We start from the raw sequence: 15,668 nt of genomic DNA on the forward strand, positions 1-15,668 counted from the left end.
CGATTTTCCATGATATCACGAAAACATAATGAGCCGGCGGCCTAATGCAATGCGCGAAAACGACATCTGGCGATGGTATGATGCGAACCGCAATCAACCACTCGTGCGCACGACGGACATCTTTCCGTCGCCATCCGTATGCGCGCGGACATTTTCATAGTTCAGCAGCGTCGAGTGGCCGGTTTCCACCGGATGGGAATGCGTGGCGGTGATCACCATCACATCGGCGCCTGCGGCTTCGCCTGCCTTGATGCCGGCCATCACATCCTCGAACACAAGACAATCGGAAGTGCGCAGGCCAAGACGTTCCGCCCCGAGAATGTAGCACTGCGGGTCCGGCTTGCCGACCTTGACGTCCTCGGCGGTCACGATGAAGCGCGGCACCGGGATGCCGGCAGCGTCAAGTCGGGCCATCGCCAGGCGGTACGGGGAAGAGGTCACGATCGCCCACCGCTCCGGCGGCAGGGACGCGAGGAAATCGATGGCTCCCGGCAGTGCGACCACGCCCTCGACGTCGGCAATCTCCGCCTCCACGATGCCAGCCGACTCGGCAACCGGATCGACGCCGGGCAGGTTCAACTGGCCGATCGTATCGACACCGCGTTTGCCATGCATGGTCGGCATGAACTTTTCAACGTCCAGACCCTTGCTGCGAGCCCAATTGCCCCAGACGCGTTCGGCGGCTGCGATCGAATTGATGATCGTGCCATCCATGTCGAACAGGAAGCCGGAATAGGCTTTGGTGAAGGCGGAAGAGGATGCAGCGGACAAGGCAGGCCCTTTCTGGACGTGAAAACGAGCGGCCGGCGCAGCCGCGCCACTCGCAATATGTGCTTCATCCGACTAACGACAGCCGCGGCAAGAAGCAAATGATTGCTGAGCAACGGGCGTAGGAAAAGCCCGTTCATTCGTTTCAACCGATGCGACATCGGAAGAAAGCGCTTGCATCACCATCGGCAGATGGCGAAACGGAAGCGTGCGACTGAAGAGATCAGCCGCACGCCTCGATCAATTATTCGCCGAGGCGGCTCTTCAGACCATTGATGATATGGTTCGCCAGCGCCTCGTAGTCGTCATCGAAATGGTGACCACCATTCATGGCAATGACTTCGGCGCCGGTGCCCTTCAGCAGCGGGCATCCGACATCCTCGTCGTCGTCCTTGCCGTAGACGCATTGCACCATCTTCGGATTGATCGACTTGAGGTCATTGATGGGATCGCCACCCTTGCCCTCGCTCGAAGCACCGAGCCAGCCCATGACCGAAATCACGTAATCGACCTTCTTCGACAGCGACAACAGGGACATCTGCACGATCTTGTCCTTGTCTGGCTGCTGCAGGCGGTTGTAGCTCGCCGGCAGCACATCGGCACCGAACGAATAGCCGATCAGCACGACATGCTTGACCTTGAAGCGCTTGGTATAGAACTGGATCATGCGCGCGAGATCGTTGGCAGTCTGTTGCGGATCCCGCTCCGACCAGAAATAGTGCAGCGAGTCCACACCCACGACCGGAATGCCCTGATCCTGCAGATAGCTGCCGACTTCCTTGTCGATGTCGCGCCAGCCGCCGTCGCCGGAATAGACGATCGCAAGCGTGTCCTCCGTCGGCGTGGTTTCCATGACATCAACGGGCAGGCCGAGCGGCGATTTCGCGCTGTCGATCGACTTCATCAGGTCCGCCAGCGAAGCCTCGAGCGTCGCATAGGTATCGTCGATCCCGGAATCCGTGGTCTGGACCTCGGGATGATCCTTCTGGATCTCCTCGACGTGATCGCGTCCATCCTTCGGAGCATTCGGCGTGAAGGTCACGAGAATCGGGTTCGGCAAAGCACCTTCCTGCAGGCCGAAGGACACCATGTCGCCATCGGTCTTCTTCTCGGCCGGCGTGCAAAGCTCTTGCTTCAGCCCGATGCCGGATGTCGGATCCACGGCAACCGTTCCGGCAACCGTGGCATCCGGGGTCTGCGCGGCTATCGTCAGTGCCATGGCGCCGCCTGCGCCGACGCCGGCGATGATCGGCAGCTGATAGGTGCTGTCGGCAAAGGAACGCTGCACCTGCTGGCTCAGTGATTCCAGATCCGAGACCATGTAGATGCAGCCATCGTTCTGGCTGACGTCATATTTGTTCAGCGAAGCCAGGAAGGACGGGTAATCGATGCCGATGACCAGCGAGCCACTGGCGACGAGCTTGTCGGCAACCGCCTTCTCCTTGTCGCCCCAGCCTGCAACGTCGGAGATTAGAACAACCTCGCTCGTCACCTTGCCTTGCGGGCGCAGGATATGCGGCGGCGAAATCATGCCCAGATCGTATTTGGTATCGTCTTCGTCGGCCCGCGCCGAGCCTGAAGCAAGCAGACCCATCGTCAGCATGCATGTGAAAACCAATGATATTGCGTATTTCAAGATCATTTCCTCACGACCCCCTTTAGTCCGCCCCCGATGAGGAATGTGGCATCCATCAACGCGATCATGGGACTCACACCTCCCGAAACAGCCAGATAGCGGGGCTGCCATTCGGGATGGAATTTGGATTTGAAGGCACGAAGCCCTTTGAAATTGTAGAAACGTTCGCCGTGCTCGAACACGGTCCCTCCGACCCTGTCCCAAACCGGCGCCGACTCCCGTCTCGACATGCCCGAAAGCGGCGCCATGCCCAGATTGAATCGATAAAACCCCTGCTCCTTGAGGTATTCGAGGATCTTCACGAACAGAAAATCCATCGATCCCTTCGGAGCATCGGGCGAAAAACGCATCAGATCGACGGACCCCTCCTCCTTGGTTTCCGTCATCAGAATATTCGCAAAAGCGACGATCTTACCATCCTTTTTCAACACGCCGACCGGCTGCGAGCTCACGTAGTCCGGATCGAAGGCGCCCAGCGAAAAACCCTTTTCCTTGGCATTGTGATCTGCGAGCCACGTATCCGAAACATGCTCAAGCTGATCCATGATTTCGGGCACATGTTGAGGGTCGATAACGGCAAATTCTAGTCCGTCACGCACTGCTCTGCTCGCTGTTTGCCGAAGATTGGCCCATTTGCCGCCCTTCAGCTCGAAATTTGCGAGCTGAACCACCGCCAGTTCGCCAAGCTTGAAGGCACGCAGGCCGGCATCCGCGCAATAGGACAACAGCGCTGGCGAGATCTGATAGAAGACCGAGCGGCAACCGGCGGCACGGGCAGCCTCGACAAATCGCCAGATGAGATCGGGGAGTGCCTGACGTGGGCCGACGGGATCGAACAGCGCGATCCACGAACGGCCCTGCTTGCCATACATGATGAAGGCATCGCCCTTTTCGGAGAACATGATGCTCTTATCGCCCATGCGCACCAGATTGGCGTCGGCGACCCCCTGTTTCCGGACGATTTCGACGGCCCGTTCGACCGCATGGTCCGTAACCGGTTCCAGCCGCTTCGTCGCCGGACGCAACAGGCTGAAGATCGCGATCGCCGATGAAACAATGGAAATGCCGAGCACGGCGCGAAGGCCGCGCGGGGCCTCGTCTGCGAATTCAAATTGCCACCAGAGCTGATTGCTGTAGCCGACATCGCGGTAGACGAAGAACAGGATGACGACGGCGCCGATGCAGATGACGGCAATGGCCGTCAACCATCCGGCCGTGAGCGCTTGGCTCAGCAGAGATGCCGGGCGGGTGAACAGCCGGCGGCTGACGACGAGGCTGAAGACGAGAAACGCCAGCAACCCGGCCTCGACGATGGCAATGGCCTTCAAGAGCGATAGCAGCAGTGCAAACACCGCCGAGAAGATCGACACCCACCAGGCACCGTCGAGACGCTGGCTGAGACCGCGCGCGGCAACGATCATGGCCACGCCCAGAATGCTGGAAAGGAAATGCGCGCTTTCGACGAGCGGCAGGGGCACATAGTCGGAAAGGACGATCAGGTTCTGGTCGGGCGTTGGTGTCACGCTCGAAAATACCAGCATCATGCCGAGCAGCAGCCCGAAAGCCGACAGCAGCTGCGGCATCAGCCTGCCACCGACACGGCGCATGCTGGAGGCAACCGGATGATCGACGAAACGGCGCAATTCCGCCACCGAGATCGCCGCGATCGCGATGACGAGCGGAATGACGTTGTAGATGACGCGATAGAGAACCAGCGAACTCAGAACGGCGTCCTCATTCACCGAGCTCCCGAGCCAGGCGATGATGATCGTCTCGAAAACGCCGAAGCCGGCTGGAACGTGACTCAGCACGCCGAGACCGACAGCGATGGCATAGATGGCCAGAAAGGCCGGCCAGGCGATCGCCGTTTCAGGCAACAACACGTAGAGCACAGAGGCCGATGCCGCGATATCGAATGCGGTCACCAGGAATTGCCGCGACCAGGTGCGCGAATCCGGCAGACGAACGGCGATCGGCCCAATGCGCACTTCCCGGCCGTTGCGGCCGATAAAGACGACGAAGGCAAGTGCCGCAAGAATGGCGACGGCAATCAGACGAAGCCACAGGCCGTCGACATTGATCAGCGGTCCGATCTCGTCGGCGATGACCAACAATGCGATGGCGCCGACGGCGGCAAGGCCGAGGCCGAAGGCAAGCGTTACGAAAGCGATGACGCGGGTGATATCGTCAGGCGACAGGCCGAGCCGCGTATAGGCGCGGTAGCGGATCGCGCCGGCGCTGAGCGCGCCGAAGCCAGCGGTATTGCCGACCGCGTAGGCGCTGAAAGAGGTCAGCGCCACATGCGGAAATGGCAGCCGCTTGCCGATATATTCCAGCGCGTTCTGGTCGTAATAGATCAGGGAGACGAAGCTCAGCCCCGTAAACAGCAGGGCGAGCAGAATGGAGGAAATCTTCGTCGTCGTCAGGGCATGCACGACGTCGTCGTAGCGCACTTCATTGGTCAGATCGAAGATTGCATAGGCGGCAATACAGAAGACGGCGACGGTCAGAACGGCGACGATCAGCGTGCGGTAGCGGTTCAGAAAGCCGCTGATACCGCCACGCTCTTCCAATTCTTCATCGGCTTTTTCCAAATCGATCGGCGTCGACATGTTCTACCTGTTTATCTTGACTTTCGCCCGGCCCGATTGCTCGGATATTCAGCAACAGCGACGATGCATCTTCGTATTGCCGTCTACACTTCTTTCGACAGGCCCGTTGTCACGCGAGCTCCCATCATTCTGAATTTAGGCAATTTTGGCGCAGGCCCCATTCCACCAGCGCTGGATCGGCCATTATTTAAAGGAATTTGTCATTCATCCCGAATTTTAGCTTATCCACACACAAAAGTGATCGTCGCATCCCACCTTAGGCGCAGCTCCCTATCAGGAAATTATAACAAGGTCACCTCTCCCCACGCGCCTTTCGAACGAACATATCGTCCCACCCTCACACGCGCCCGCAACGCAAGTTTGCTTGAGCGTTTCAGGCTGATCATATGCAGCGCTGCCGAGCGATGCAGCCAGCCGAGATAAATGCGGGATCAGGCCTTCTCGTTCAGCCGCAGCAGCTCCTTCAGCTTCTCGTCGGTCCCGTCGTCCTCAAGGGGTGTGTAGACGACCAGCTTCATATCCGTTCGATCGATAACGGCAAGCGCGGTATATTCAAACGTCATCAAGCCCCCGTGCGGGTGGCACAAGCGCTTGTGGCCGGCCAGCGGCCGCTGCACCTCCTGCCTGGGCCACCAGGCGCGAAACTCCGGGCTATCTCGCATCAAGGTCGTTACCAGCCGCTCGAAATCAGGATCGCCGGCATAGCGGGCGCTATCGGCACGGAACATCGCGAGAGAGGTCACCGCAACGCTCTCCCAATCGACCAGAAGCTGCCGATGCGTGGGATCGGTGAATACGCGATGTATTGTATTACGGGCATCGCCCTGCAACAGGCCATAATCCCCGAAAAGTGCCACAGCAGCCGAATTCCAGGCCAGCACGTCCCAGCGTCGGCCGAGGATATAGGCCGGCTGGCCGCTCAGGCTTGACAGCATCCGCCGCAAAGATTCGGGAACTTGTTCCGGTCCCTGCGATATCGTCTCTGTCGGCGGTCGATCGCTCAAGGCAAAGAGATGCCGCCGCTCGGCAGCATCAAGCCTCAAAGCGTCGGCGAGCGCCGACAGCACTTCCGCCGATGCGCGTACGTCCCGCCCCTGCTCCAGCCAGGTGTACCAGGTGGCCCCGACGCCGGCGAGAAGCGCCACCTCCTCCCGCCTGAGCCCCGGCGTCCGCCGGCGGAACCCGCCCGGCAGCCCGACGCCGGCCGGCGTCAGCTTCTCCCGGCGCGAGCGCAGGAAAGCACCGAATTCGCGGCGTCTGGCGGCGAGAACCGCCTCGTTCTGATGGATGTTCATCCATGCATCATAGCAGGATCGATACTAGGATAAAGCCGGAACTGTTTATCGCCTTCTCAAGCTGTCAAATATCGTCGCGGAAACGAAATGGAGGCGCCGGCGATGGACATGAGCGACAAGACGATACTGATCACCGGCTCGACTGATGGCGTCGGCAGGCGGGTCGCAGAACGGCTAGCCCTGACGGGGGCGATGGTGCTGGTGCACGGCCGCGACAAGCCGCGCGCAGAGCATCTGCTGTCCACCATTCGCGATGCGGGCGGCAAGGCGGCCTTCTACCCGGCCGACCTTTCGTCGCTGGATGATGTGCGCAGCCTGGCGGGTGCGATCGAACGCGACCACACTCGGCTCGACGTTCTGATCAACAATGCCGGCATCGGCACCGGCGGCGGTAACGCAAAACGCGAGCTCAGCCGCGACGGGCATGAACTGCGCTTTGCGGTGAACTATCTCGCCGGCTTCCTGCTGACACGCCGCTTGTTGCCGCTGTTGAAGGCAAGCGGCCATGCACGCATCGTCAATGTATCCTCCGCAGGACAGCAACCGATAGACTTCCGTGACGTCATGCTGACCCGCGACTACAGCGGCGCGCGTGCCTATTGCCAGAGCAAATTGGCGCAGGTCATGTTCACCCTCGACCTTGCCGAGGAACTGGCCGGCTCGGGCGTTACCGCCAATTGCCTGCACCCGGCAACCTATATGGATACCACCATGGTGCGGCAGGCCGGCGCAGCGCCGATCAGCACCGTCGATCAAGGTGCAGACGCCATTCTCAATCTCGTTGCCGGTTCCGACACCGAAGGCTCCTCCGGTCTCTATTACGATAGGCGACGGCCCTCCCGCGCCAATGCCCAAGCCTATGATGCAAGCGCCCGCGCGCGCCTGCGCACCCTCAGCCGGGATCTTACCGGCCTCGCCTGACCTCATCAATTCCATCATCCACATTCAAAAAAGGAAACACGACATGTCACACCAACATGCCGTCATTATCGGCGGCTCGTCCGGTATCGGCCTTGCAACCGCAGCCGATCTTCTCGAAAAGGGCTATCGCGTCACGATCACGGGTCGCGACGAGACCAAACTGCAGACGGCGGCGCAAAGCCTTGCGGGCGAGGTCGCGACCATCGTCATGGATGCCGCCGACCTCGACACTCTTCCCGAAACCTTCAAGACGATCGGCCCTCTCGATCATCTCGTTCTGGCGCTCGGCGGCGGCAATGGCGGCGGCCCCTTCGCCACGGTCGATCTCGCCGACCTCAGGAAGGGCTTCGAGCAAAAGACATTGGCACATTTTGCCTGCGCTCAGGCCTGCCTTCCCTTTCTTTCGAAGGAAGGCAGCATCACCTTCGTCTCGGCCGTCTCTGCTCAAGCCGCCCTGCCAGGCACGGCTGGACTCGGCGCCGTCAACGCCGCCATTGCCGCGCTTGCGCCCATTCTGGCGGTCGAGCTGAAACCGATCCGGGTGAATTGCGTTTCCCCCGGCGTCGTCGACACGCCCTGGTGGGATTTCATCGGCGAAGATCAGAAGGTGCCGGTTTTTGCCGGCTTTGCCGCGCGCACCCCGGTCGGGCGCATCGGTCGCCCCGAGGACATTGCCCAGGCCATCGCCTTTCTGATCGGCAACGGTTTCACAACCGGCCACACATTGATCTGCGACGGCGGAATTCGCCTCGGCCAATGATGCCAATCGCGCCATTGTCGATGCCGATCGGCGATGGCCCTCTCATTCCCGACCGACATCCGCCTGAAGCCGTGTCAGGATCTCGATCAGCTTCGGCGCCATGTCGCGGATTTCGACAAGGTGGATGGCGCTCAGGCGGTGGAGGACATCCTCGGATTTTTGCGTCAATTGCAGCGTCTGGCGACGCTTGTCCGCAGGATCGGTATTCCTCGTGGCATAGCCGGCGTCGATCAGGCGGCCGACCAGTTCGGTGGCGGTATGAGGGGCGATCAGCAGCCGCTCGGCCAGCATGCCGATAGTCATCGTCTCGCCTGGGCGGCTCCCCTTGATGGCAAGCAATGCCTGGTGCTGCTGTGGCGGCAGGCCGGCCTCATGCGCCGCGGACGTGCTGAAATCCGTGAATTTGCGCAGTGTATAACGCAAGGTGGCCAAGGCCTCGTAATCCGCCTGCGACAAGGTCGTTTCCAAACTCTGCACCATCAAATCGTCCTTTTTGCCGCAGCCGGCGATCTCAGTTGATTTATATCGCATTACGATATATTTGCCATCTCGACCCAGGGAAGCGGCTGAATGATGGCCGTGCACGCTTAGCACAGAAGGCAGCCAATGCAGGACACCGGCACTTTGCAAAATCACAGTCACGATTTCTCCGGAGGAGCCTCCCGCAAGGACAATGGCGATTTCACCACCGATAAGCGCGTCCTGCTGCTGGTGGCCATGGCGGTGGTGGTCGGCACTGGCGGCGCCCTTGCCGCCTGGGCGCTGATCAATCTCATCGCACTTGTCAGCAATGCCGTCTGGCTGTTCCAGATCAGCACGGAGCCATTATCCTTCACCACGGTGGCGCGCTCGCCCTGGATGGTGGCGGCACCCATCCTCGGTGGCCTCGTCATCGGACTGATGGCGCGCTATGGCTCGGAGAAGATCCGCGGCCATGGAATTCCGGAAGCCATCGAGGCCATCCTGATCGGCGGCAGCCGCATGTCGCCGAAAGTGGCGGTGCTCAAGCCGCTGTCATCCGCCATCTCCATCGGCTCCGGCGGCCCCTTCGGCGCGGAAGGTCCGATCATCATGACCGGCGGCGCCATCGGCTCGCTCTTCGCCCAGCTGTTCCATCTCAGCGCCGCCGAACGCAAGACGTTGCTTGTCGCCGGCGCCGCTTCAGGCATGACGGCCATCTTCGGAACACCCATCGCCGCCGTGATGCTCGCCGTCGAGCTGCTATTGTTCGAGTGGAAACCGCGCAGCTTCATTCCCGTCGTCGTCGCCGCCTGTGTCTCGATCATCTGGCGTCCGATGCTGATCGGCAGTGGTGCATTGTTTCCGGCGCATTTCGAGATGGCGCTTTCATGGTGGAGCATTCTGTTCGCCGTAGGCCTCGGCATCATCTCCGGCTTGCAGTCCGGCCTGCTGACGACCCTGCTTTATCGGATAGAGGATGCATTCGAGAAACTGCCGATCCATTGGATGTGGTGGCCTGCCCTCGGAGGCTTGGTGGTCGGCCTTGGCGGATTGATCGAGCCTCGCGCACTCGGCGTCGGCTATGACATCATCGCCGATCTGCTGCACAGCCGCATCTCCGCGGGCGCCGTCCTGGCGATCCTCCTGGTCAAGGCTGGCATCTGGCTGGTTGCTCTTTCCTCGGGCACGTCGGGCGGCGTATTGGCGCCGCTCCTCATTCTCGGCGGCGCGCTCGGCTGGCTGGTGGGTCTCGTCCTGCCGGGCGATCCCGGCTTCTGGGCGTTGCTGGGCATGGCGGCGATGATGGGCGGCACCATGCGTGCGCCGCTGACAGGCACCTTCTTCGCCGTCGAACTAACAGGAGACATGAACGCGCTGGTGCCTCTGCTTGCGGCCACGGTCTCGGCCTATGCCGTCACCGTTCTGCTGTTGCGCCGTTCCATTCTGACAGAGAAGATCGCCCGGCGCGGCCAGCACATCACCCGCGAATACGGCATCGACCCGTTCGAGCTGACGCGTGCCGCCGACATCATGATGTCCAAGGTGGATACCATGCCCGCGACCATCCGCCTGTCCGAAGCTTTGGCTCAGATGACCGAGCGACCGGATGCGCATCGTTTCTATCCCGTCGTCGAGAGCGACGGGCGCTTGGTCGGCATGATCTCGCGCGCCGATGCCCTTCGTTGGCAGAACCAACCGGAACTGGGTGAACAATCACTTTATGACATGATCTCGGACAGCTCCATTCCGGTGGTGCATGCCGAAGACACGGTCGGTCGCGTTGCCGACGTGATGATACAGGCCGATACCGGGCGCGTTCCCGTCGTGGAAGCGCAAACCGGGAGGCTTGTAGGTCTCATCACTCGGAAGGATCTGTTGCGGCTGCGCAGCGCGGGAAATCGCGCAGAGCTCGAACGCGGAGCCTATCTGCGTTCACGAAGCTGAGGGAGGAGGAATGGCGTCGGCGGGGCACCAGAACCTCGCGGCGCCTTCTTTCGCTGACTGCAGAAAATTAAGAGCGATCCACGACGACCGATGGATGTTTACGATCCTGGGTGCCTACAAACGTAGGTGGGCGCCGTGTGTCTAAGCCCAGGGGCCTAGCCAGGGACAGCTCCCTTTGGATCGAGTATGGCCCCAGGGATTGTGGTTCCTGTCGGGAAGCGCAGACCGCACGTCCTATATAAGGCGGATTCCTGCATCGCACCAGTGGGTGCGAGCAGGCGGTTCGAGAAATATGATACTCAATTCGGCTCGGCGCTCGACCGGACCAGCAGTTTTTCGGTGATACCCTGAATCCGCGTCGTCACCTCGTCGATGACAGTGGCCAGCGTTTCATCGGCGCGGGTACTGGCGGCAAGCACAGTGTCGCGGTTGTTGCGCAGGTTCTCAAGTTCGGCTTCCAATGTCGAGACGCGGCGCGTCAGCTCCGACACCTCATCCATGATCATGATGCCGGCCATGACGGTCAGGCGCAGATCGCCAATCTCGCCGAACTGGCTCTTCAAATGCAGAACATAGCGGTCGAAACGATTGGCGAGATCCGTCAGATGCTCTTCTTGCCCCTCTTCGCAGGCCATCCGGTAGGCTTTGCCGTCGATCGTTACCGTTACCTGTGCCATTCGACTTTCCGATCATTGCCGCTGGTGGCGACGGCTGCGCCCCGTGAAGGATCAGCGGTCCAGCACGGCTCTTATGGTTTCCATCGCCGTAACAAGTCGGCGCGACACTTCGCGATTGACCTCCTCGAGCCGGTTCGCGCGGAACTCGGCCTGGTCCAGCTCCTGGGCGAGACGCGAGCGATCGGCATGGACCCGTCGGACCTCGCCTTCTATGTCGCTTTGCGCCCGCTCCCGTTCGAAACGTCCGTCGACAGCGCTTTCCAAAGTCGAAAGCGCCTGGCGCAACTGGGCGAGCGCCGCATCCACCGTTTTGCCTGAAGGTGTCATGCCTTTCGATACTCCGCGCAAGGCCCGAATCAAAACATCCGGCCACTTGTCTGATTTCGCAACAATATTCAACTTGGCGACTGCACGTCAATAAAGGCAGCCCTGCGGCAGGGGGCCTAATCTGTGGATGACTGACCCGTTTGCCGACGATACAGGCTTTGTCGCACGATTGTCGTCTTTTGTAAAAGTGAACGGGCAAATGTCAAAAAAGTGCGGCAGCCGCCCCGGATTGGGGCCTCGATTTATTGACTTGCTCGTCCCAACTGCTATGTCTCAGCCGCCTGAGGTGACGCTGAAAATGGAGTTCGGAGGAACGTCTCCCTTTCGCCCGCCTTTCAACCGGTGGCCTCCCTCCCAAGCGTGCGGCCATCCCCGAACCCGGAACATTGCGGAAAAACCCATGATCTCTCGCGAACAACACGACCGGATGGCAAATGCGATCCGTTTCCTTGCCATGGATGCTGTCGAGAAGGCCAATTCCGGTCACCCCGGTTTGCCGATGGGGATGGCGGATGTCGCCACCGTTCTCTTTAGCAAATATCTGCGCTTCGATCCGAAGAACCCCCATTGGCCGGACCGCGACCGCTTCGTCCTGTCGGCTGGCCACGGCTCGATGCTGCTCTACTCGGTTCTTTATCTGACCGGCTATCCTGACATGACGGTCGAGGAGCTGCAGCGTTTCCGCCAGCTCGGCTCCAAGACGGCCGGCCATCCGGAATATGGCCACGCCACCGGCATCGAAACCACCACCGGCCCCCTCGGCCAGGGCATTGCCAATGCCGTCGGCATGGCGATCGCCGAGCGCAAGCTGCGCGAAGAGTTCGGCTCGGAGCTGCAGGATCACTATACCTATGCCATGTGCGGCGACGGCTGCCTGATGGAAGGTATCAGCCATGAGGCGATCGCGCTCGCTGGCCATTTGAAGCTCAACAAGCTCATCCTCTTCTGGGACAACAACTCCATCACCATCGACGGCGCCATCTCGCTTTCGGATTCGACCGATCAGGTCGCCCGCTTCAAGGCCGTTCACTGGAACACCATCGAAGTCGACGGTCACGACCAGGCCGCCATCAGTGCCGCTATCGAAGCCGCCCACAAGTCCGACCGCCCGACGTTCATCGCCTGCAAGACCATCATCGGCTTCGGCGCCCCGAACAAGCAGGGCACCCACAAGGTCCACGGCTCGCCGCTCGGCGCCGAGGAAATCGCCGCGACCCGCGTCGCGCTGAACTGGCCCTATGAGCCCTTCGTCATCCCGAACGACATTCTCGGTGAATGGCGCGCCGCCGGCGAGCGCTCGGTCGGCACCCGCGAAGCCTGGGAAGGCCGCCTTGCCGGTGCGGAAGCGGGCAAGAAGGCTGAATTTACCCGCCGCTTCGCGCATGAACTGCCCGCCGGCTTCGACGCCGCCATCAGCGATTACAAGAAGAAGCTTGCCGAAACCAAGCCGACGCTTGCAACCCGCAAGGCATCGGAAGACGCGCTCGAAGTCATCAACGGCTTCATTCCGGAAACGCTCGGCGGCTCCGCCGACCTGACGCCGTCGAACAACACCAAGACCAGCCAGATGAAGTCGATCACCCCGACCGATTTCTCCGGCCGCTACATGCACTGGGGCATCCGCGAGCACGGCATGGCCGCCGCGATGAACGGCATCGCGCTGCATGGCGGTCTGATCCCCTACAGCGGCGGCTTCATGATCTTCTCGGATTATTGCCGCCCGCCGCTGCGCCTCGCTGCCCTGATGGGTATCCGCGCCATCCACGTCCTGACGCATGATTCCATCGGCGTCGGCGAAGACGGCCCGACCCACCAGCCGGTCGAACAGGTCGCCAGCCTGCGCGCCATCCCGAACTTCCAGCTGTTCCGCCCGGCGGACGCAACCGAAACGGCGGAATGCTGGCAGATCGCCATCAAGACGACCAACCGTCCGTCCGGTCTCGCGCTGACCCGCCAGAACCTTTTGGCGGCACGCACGGAATACAGCGAAAAGAACCTTTGCGAACAGGGTGCCTATACGCTGGCCGGTAACGCCGACGCCAAGGTGACGATCTTCGCTTCGGGTTCCGAAGTCGAACTCGCGGTCGCAGCCCGCACGGTCCTCGAAGGCAAGGGCGTCTCCACCCGCGTCGTTTCCGTTCCCTGCACCGAACTCTTCTTCGAACAGCCGGATGCCTACCGCAAGGAAGTGCTCGGCAACTCGCCGGTCAAGATCGCCGTCGAAGCCGGTGTTCGCGAAGGCTGGGACGCATTCATCGGTCCGGAAGGCGCCTTCATCGGCATGAAGAGCTTCGGCGCTTCCGCTCCTTACAAGGATGTCTACAAGCATTTCGGCATCACGACGGAAGCTGTGGTTGCTGCCGCCGAGGCAAAGCTTTCCTGAGGGCGCTGACAAGCGCTCTCAAATCCAATAGATAAACACCCTGAGTGAACGGGAGTGAATTTCAAATGACTGTAAAAGTAGCCATCAACGGCTTTGGCCGTATCGGCCGCAACGTACTGCGCGCCATCGTCGAATCCGGCCGCACCGATATCGAAGTCGTTGCCATCAACGACCTCGGCCCGGTCGAGACCAATGCCCACCTTCTGCGTTACGATTCGATCCATGGCCGTTTCCCGGCCGAGGTGAAGGTCGAAGGCGACACGATCATCGTTGGCGGCGGCAAGCCGATCAAGGTCACGGCGATCAAGGATCCGGCAACGCTGCCGCACCGCGACCTCGGCGTCGATATCGCAATGGAATGCACGGGCATCTTCACTGCCCGCGACAAGGCCGCCGCTCACCTGACGGCCGGTGCTAAGCGCGTCATCGTTTCGGCTCCTGCCGACGGCGCCGACCTGACCGTCGTTTTCGGCGTCAACCACGACCAGCTCACCAAGGAGCATCTGGTCATCTCCAACGCGTCCTGCACCACGAACTGCCTGGTGCCGGTCGTCAAGGTCCTCGACGACGCCATCGGTATCGACCATGGCTTCATGACGACCATCCACTCCTACACCGGCGACCAGCCGACGCTCGACACCATGCACAAGGACCTGTACCGCGCCCGCGCCGCAGCCCTGTCCATGATCCCGACCTCGACGGGCGCCGCAAAGGCTGTTGGTCTCGTTCTGCCGCACCTGAAGGGCAAGCTCGACGGCACGTCGATCCGTGTTCCGACCCCGAACGTTTCGGTTGTCGACTTCAAGTTCGTGTCCAAGAAGGCAACGACGGTCGGTGAAATCAACGAAGCCATCAAGGCTGCGTCGAACGGCAAGCTGAAGGGTATCCTCGGTTACACCGACGAGCCGCTGGTTTCCCGCGACTTCAACCATGATAGCCATTCGTCGATCTTCGCAACCGACCAGACCAAGGTTCTGGAAGGCAACTTCGTGCGCGTCCTGTCCTGGTACGACAACGAATGGGGCTTCTCCAGCCGCATGTCCGACACGGCCGTCGCGTTTGCCAAGCTGATCTGATCGTGCCCTTCCGCCCTCTCCTTCCGACGACAGTCCGCTGGCGTCCGATCGAAGGAGACGGGCTGGAACACGTGACGATCGCTCCGATCAACGACACAGCCACTGGCGCGGCCATTCGCGCCAGTGGCGTCATTATCGGCGGTCGCGGCGGTTCGCCCTACGGCGTCTTCTATCGTATCGACTGCGCGGCCAACTGGGCCGTTCTATCCTTTAGCGTCGAAACCACGGAGGGCCGGCGCCTTGCCCTGCTTTCCGACGGCAAGGGCCATTGGCGCACCGAAGACGGCCTTTCCTTGCCGCAATTCGACGGCTGTATCGACATCGACCTCTATGGTTCGCCCTTCACCAACAGCCTGCCGATCCGCCGGCTCGAGCTGACGCCGGAAGACGGAACGGCGAAGCTTTCCATGCTCTACATCCCCTTCGACAGTTTCGAGCCCGTACGCGACGGCCAGTACTACACCTGCATCGTGCCGGGAGCGCTCTATCGCTACGCCGCCGAGGACAGGGCCTTCACCGTCGACCTGCCTGTCGACGCGGACGGCCTGGTGATCGACTATCCGATCTATTTCAAGCGTGTCGACCTCTAATCCGCAGCCGCGATCGATCCGCGCATCTTCTTAAAAACATTTCGGATTTTTTCGCCTCCTGCCCTGCTATGGTCCAGATTTACCAATAAATTTCTGAATGGAATTTCCCCAGGGCGTTCCAAAGCCGCACGGCCGTTCTGGCGGTGCGCCTCACACCATGATGTCGCAGCCATCGGAGCGGATCTATATCCCAAGACCCTCCCCGAAAGGCATCCGT

13 protein-coding genes and 1 other RNA gene are annotated in these 15,668 nt (G+C 60.9%); 6 read left to right on the top strand and 8 right to left on the bottom strand.

Features of this window, described 5'->3' with window-relative positions; all coding sequences use genetic code 11:
- Nucleotides 1-93: 93 nt before the first annotated feature.
- From GA0061101_RS07940 to GA0061101_RS07955, 4 genes are all read right to left on the bottom strand, one after another.
- Nucleotides 94-771, bottom strand: coding sequence for an HAD family hydrolase (locus GA0061101_RS07940; RefSeq protein ID WP_047555367.1), 678 nt, complete (start codon nucleotides 769-771; stop codon nucleotides 94-96).
- Between the two features lie 241 nt (nucleotides 772-1,012).
- Nucleotides 1,013-2,410: a virulence factor gene (locus tag GA0061101_RS07945; protein WP_037196481.1), complete on the bottom strand. Its 1,398-nt coding sequence runs from the start codon at nucleotides 2,408-2,410 to the stop codon at nucleotides 1,013-1,015.
- Entirely contained in the window at nucleotides 2,407-5,016 is a 2,610-nt protein-coding gene (mprF, locus tag GA0061101_RS07950) for a bifunctional lysylphosphatidylglycerol flippase/synthetase MprF (RefSeq protein WP_037196479.1), read from the bottom strand. The genes GA0061101_RS07945 and mprF overlap by 4 nt, the downstream gene beginning before the upstream one ends.
- Nucleotides 5,017-5,447: 431 nt before the next feature.
- Nucleotides 5,448-6,311, bottom strand: a complete 864-nt coding sequence (locus GA0061101_RS07955; protein ID WP_092573429.1) for a helix-turn-helix transcriptional regulator — start codon at nucleotides 6,309-6,311, stop codon at nucleotides 5,448-5,450.
- Between the two features lie 102 nt (nucleotides 6,312-6,413).
- On the opposite strand from GA0061101_RS07955, the gene GA0061101_RS07960 reads away from it, so the two are divergent.
- Nucleotides 6,414-7,232, top strand: a complete 819-nt coding sequence (locus tag GA0061101_RS07960) for an SDR family NAD(P)-dependent oxidoreductase (RefSeq protein ID WP_092573542.1) — start codon at nucleotides 6,414-6,416, stop codon at nucleotides 7,230-7,232.
- A 43-nt stretch (nucleotides 7,233-7,275) separates the two neighbouring features.
- Nucleotides 7,276-7,992 (top strand): SDR family oxidoreductase, encoded by a 717-nt coding sequence (locus GA0061101_RS07965; protein WP_092573430.1) that lies wholly within the window; start codon nucleotides 7,276-7,278, stop codon nucleotides 7,990-7,992.
- A 42-nt stretch (nucleotides 7,993-8,034) separates the two neighbouring features.
- On the opposite strand, the gene GA0061101_RS07970 is transcribed toward GA0061101_RS07965, so the two are convergent.
- Nucleotides 8,035-8,472, bottom strand: coding sequence for a MarR family winged helix-turn-helix transcriptional regulator (locus GA0061101_RS07970; protein ID WP_092573543.1), 438 nt, complete (start codon nucleotides 8,470-8,472; stop codon nucleotides 8,035-8,037).
- A 126-nt stretch (nucleotides 8,473-8,598) separates the two neighbouring features.
- On the opposite strand from GA0061101_RS07970, the gene GA0061101_RS07975 reads away from it, so the two are divergent.
- On the top strand, nucleotides 8,599-10,398 hold the full coding sequence (locus GA0061101_RS07975; protein WP_092573431.1) for a chloride channel protein: 1,800 nt from the start codon (nucleotides 8,599-8,601) through the stop codon (nucleotides 10,396-10,398).
- Nucleotides 10,399-10,469: 71 nt separating this feature from the next.
- On the opposite strand, the gene ssrS is transcribed toward GA0061101_RS07975, so the two are convergent.
- The 3 genes from ssrS to GA0061101_RS07990 all read right to left on the bottom strand — a co-directional run bounded on the left by ssrS (nucleotide 10,470) and on the right by GA0061101_RS07990 (nucleotide 11,402).
- A non-coding RNA gene (gene ssrS / locus GA0061101_RS07980) (6S RNA) lies at nucleotides 10,470-10,628 on the bottom strand.
- 69 nt (nucleotides 10,629-10,697) lie between these two features.
- On the bottom strand, nucleotides 10,698-11,075 hold the full coding sequence (locus GA0061101_RS07985) for a cell division protein ZapA (RefSeq protein WP_037196472.1): 378 nt from the start codon (nucleotides 11,073-11,075) through the stop codon (nucleotides 10,698-10,700).
- A gap of 51 nt (nucleotides 11,076-11,126) precedes the next feature.
- Entirely contained in the window at nucleotides 11,127-11,402 is a 276-nt protein-coding gene (locus GA0061101_RS07990; RefSeq protein WP_015341018.1) for a DUF4164 domain-containing protein, read from the bottom strand.
- 400 nt (nucleotides 11,403-11,802) lie between these two features.
- Here GA0061101_RS07990 and tkt point away from each other — a divergent pair, with 400 nt between their 5' ends.
- The 3 genes from tkt to GA0061101_RS08005 all read left to right on the top strand — a co-directional run bounded on the left by tkt (nucleotide 11,803) and on the right by GA0061101_RS08005 (nucleotide 15,451).
- Nucleotides 11,803-13,785 carry a transketolase gene (gene tkt, locus GA0061101_RS07995; protein ID WP_037196469.1) on the top strand — a complete coding sequence of 661 codons (1,983 nt, stop codon included), beginning with the start codon at nucleotides 11,803-11,805 and terminating at the stop codon, nucleotides 13,783-13,785.
- 65 nt (nucleotides 13,786-13,850) lie between these two features.
- Nucleotides 13,851-14,861 (top strand): type I glyceraldehyde-3-phosphate dehydrogenase, encoded by a 1,011-nt coding sequence (gene gap / locus GA0061101_RS08000; protein ID WP_037196468.1) that lies wholly within the window; start codon nucleotides 13,851-13,853, stop codon nucleotides 14,859-14,861.
- 2 nt (nucleotides 14,862-14,863) lie between these two features.
- Nucleotides 14,864-15,451 carry a putative glycolipid-binding domain-containing protein gene (locus GA0061101_RS08005; RefSeq protein ID WP_037196466.1) on the top strand — a complete coding sequence of 196 codons (588 nt, stop codon included), beginning with the start codon at nucleotides 14,864-14,866 and terminating at the stop codon, nucleotides 15,449-15,451.
- The last annotated feature ends 217 nt before the right edge of the window (nucleotides 15,452-15,668 follow it).

The organism is Martinezella lusitana (assembly GCF_900094565.1).
Lineage (GTDB): Bacteria > Pseudomonadota > Alphaproteobacteria > Rhizobiales > Rhizobiaceae > Rhizobium > Rhizobium lusitanum.

Bases quoted from the DNA above. Each gene is read 5' to 3' on its own strand.
- GA0061101_RS07945 (WP_037196481.1), bottom strand. From the start codon at position 2,410: ATGATCTTGAAATACGCAATATCATTGGTTTTCACATGCATGCTGACG.
- mprF (WP_037196479.1), bottom strand. From the start codon at position 5,016: ATGTCGACGCCGATCGATTTGGAAAAAGCCGATGAAGAATTGGAAGAG.
- GA0061101_RS07955 (WP_092573429.1), bottom strand. From the start codon at position 6,311: ATGAACATCCATCAGAACGAGGCGGTTCTCGCCGCCAGACGCCGCGAA.
- GA0061101_RS07960 (WP_092573542.1), top strand. From the start codon at position 6,414: ATGGACATGAGCGACAAGACGATACTGATCACCGGCTCGACTGATGGC.
- GA0061101_RS07965 (WP_092573430.1), top strand. From the start codon at position 7,276: ATGTCACACCAACATGCCGTCATTATCGGCGGCTCGTCCGGTATCGGC.
- GA0061101_RS07970 (WP_092573543.1), bottom strand. From the start codon at position 8,472: ATGGTGCAGAGTTTGGAAACGACCTTGTCGCAGGCGGATTACGAGGCC.
- GA0061101_RS07975 (WP_092573431.1), top strand. From the start codon at position 8,599: ATGCAGGACACCGGCACTTTGCAAAATCACAGTCACGATTTCTCCGGA.
- GA0061101_RS07985 (WP_037196472.1), bottom strand. From the start codon at position 11,075: ATGGCACAGGTAACGGTAACGATCGACGGCAAAGCCTACCGGATGGCC.
- GA0061101_RS07990 (WP_015341018.1), bottom strand. From the start codon at position 11,402: ATGACACCTTCAGGCAAAACGGTGGATGCGGCGCTCGCCCAGTTGCGC.
- tkt (WP_037196469.1), top strand. From the start codon at position 11,803: ATGATCTCTCGCGAACAACACGACCGGATGGCAAATGCGATCCGTTTC.
- gap (WP_037196468.1), top strand. From the start codon at position 13,851: ATGACTGTAAAAGTAGCCATCAACGGCTTTGGCCGTATCGGCCGCAAC.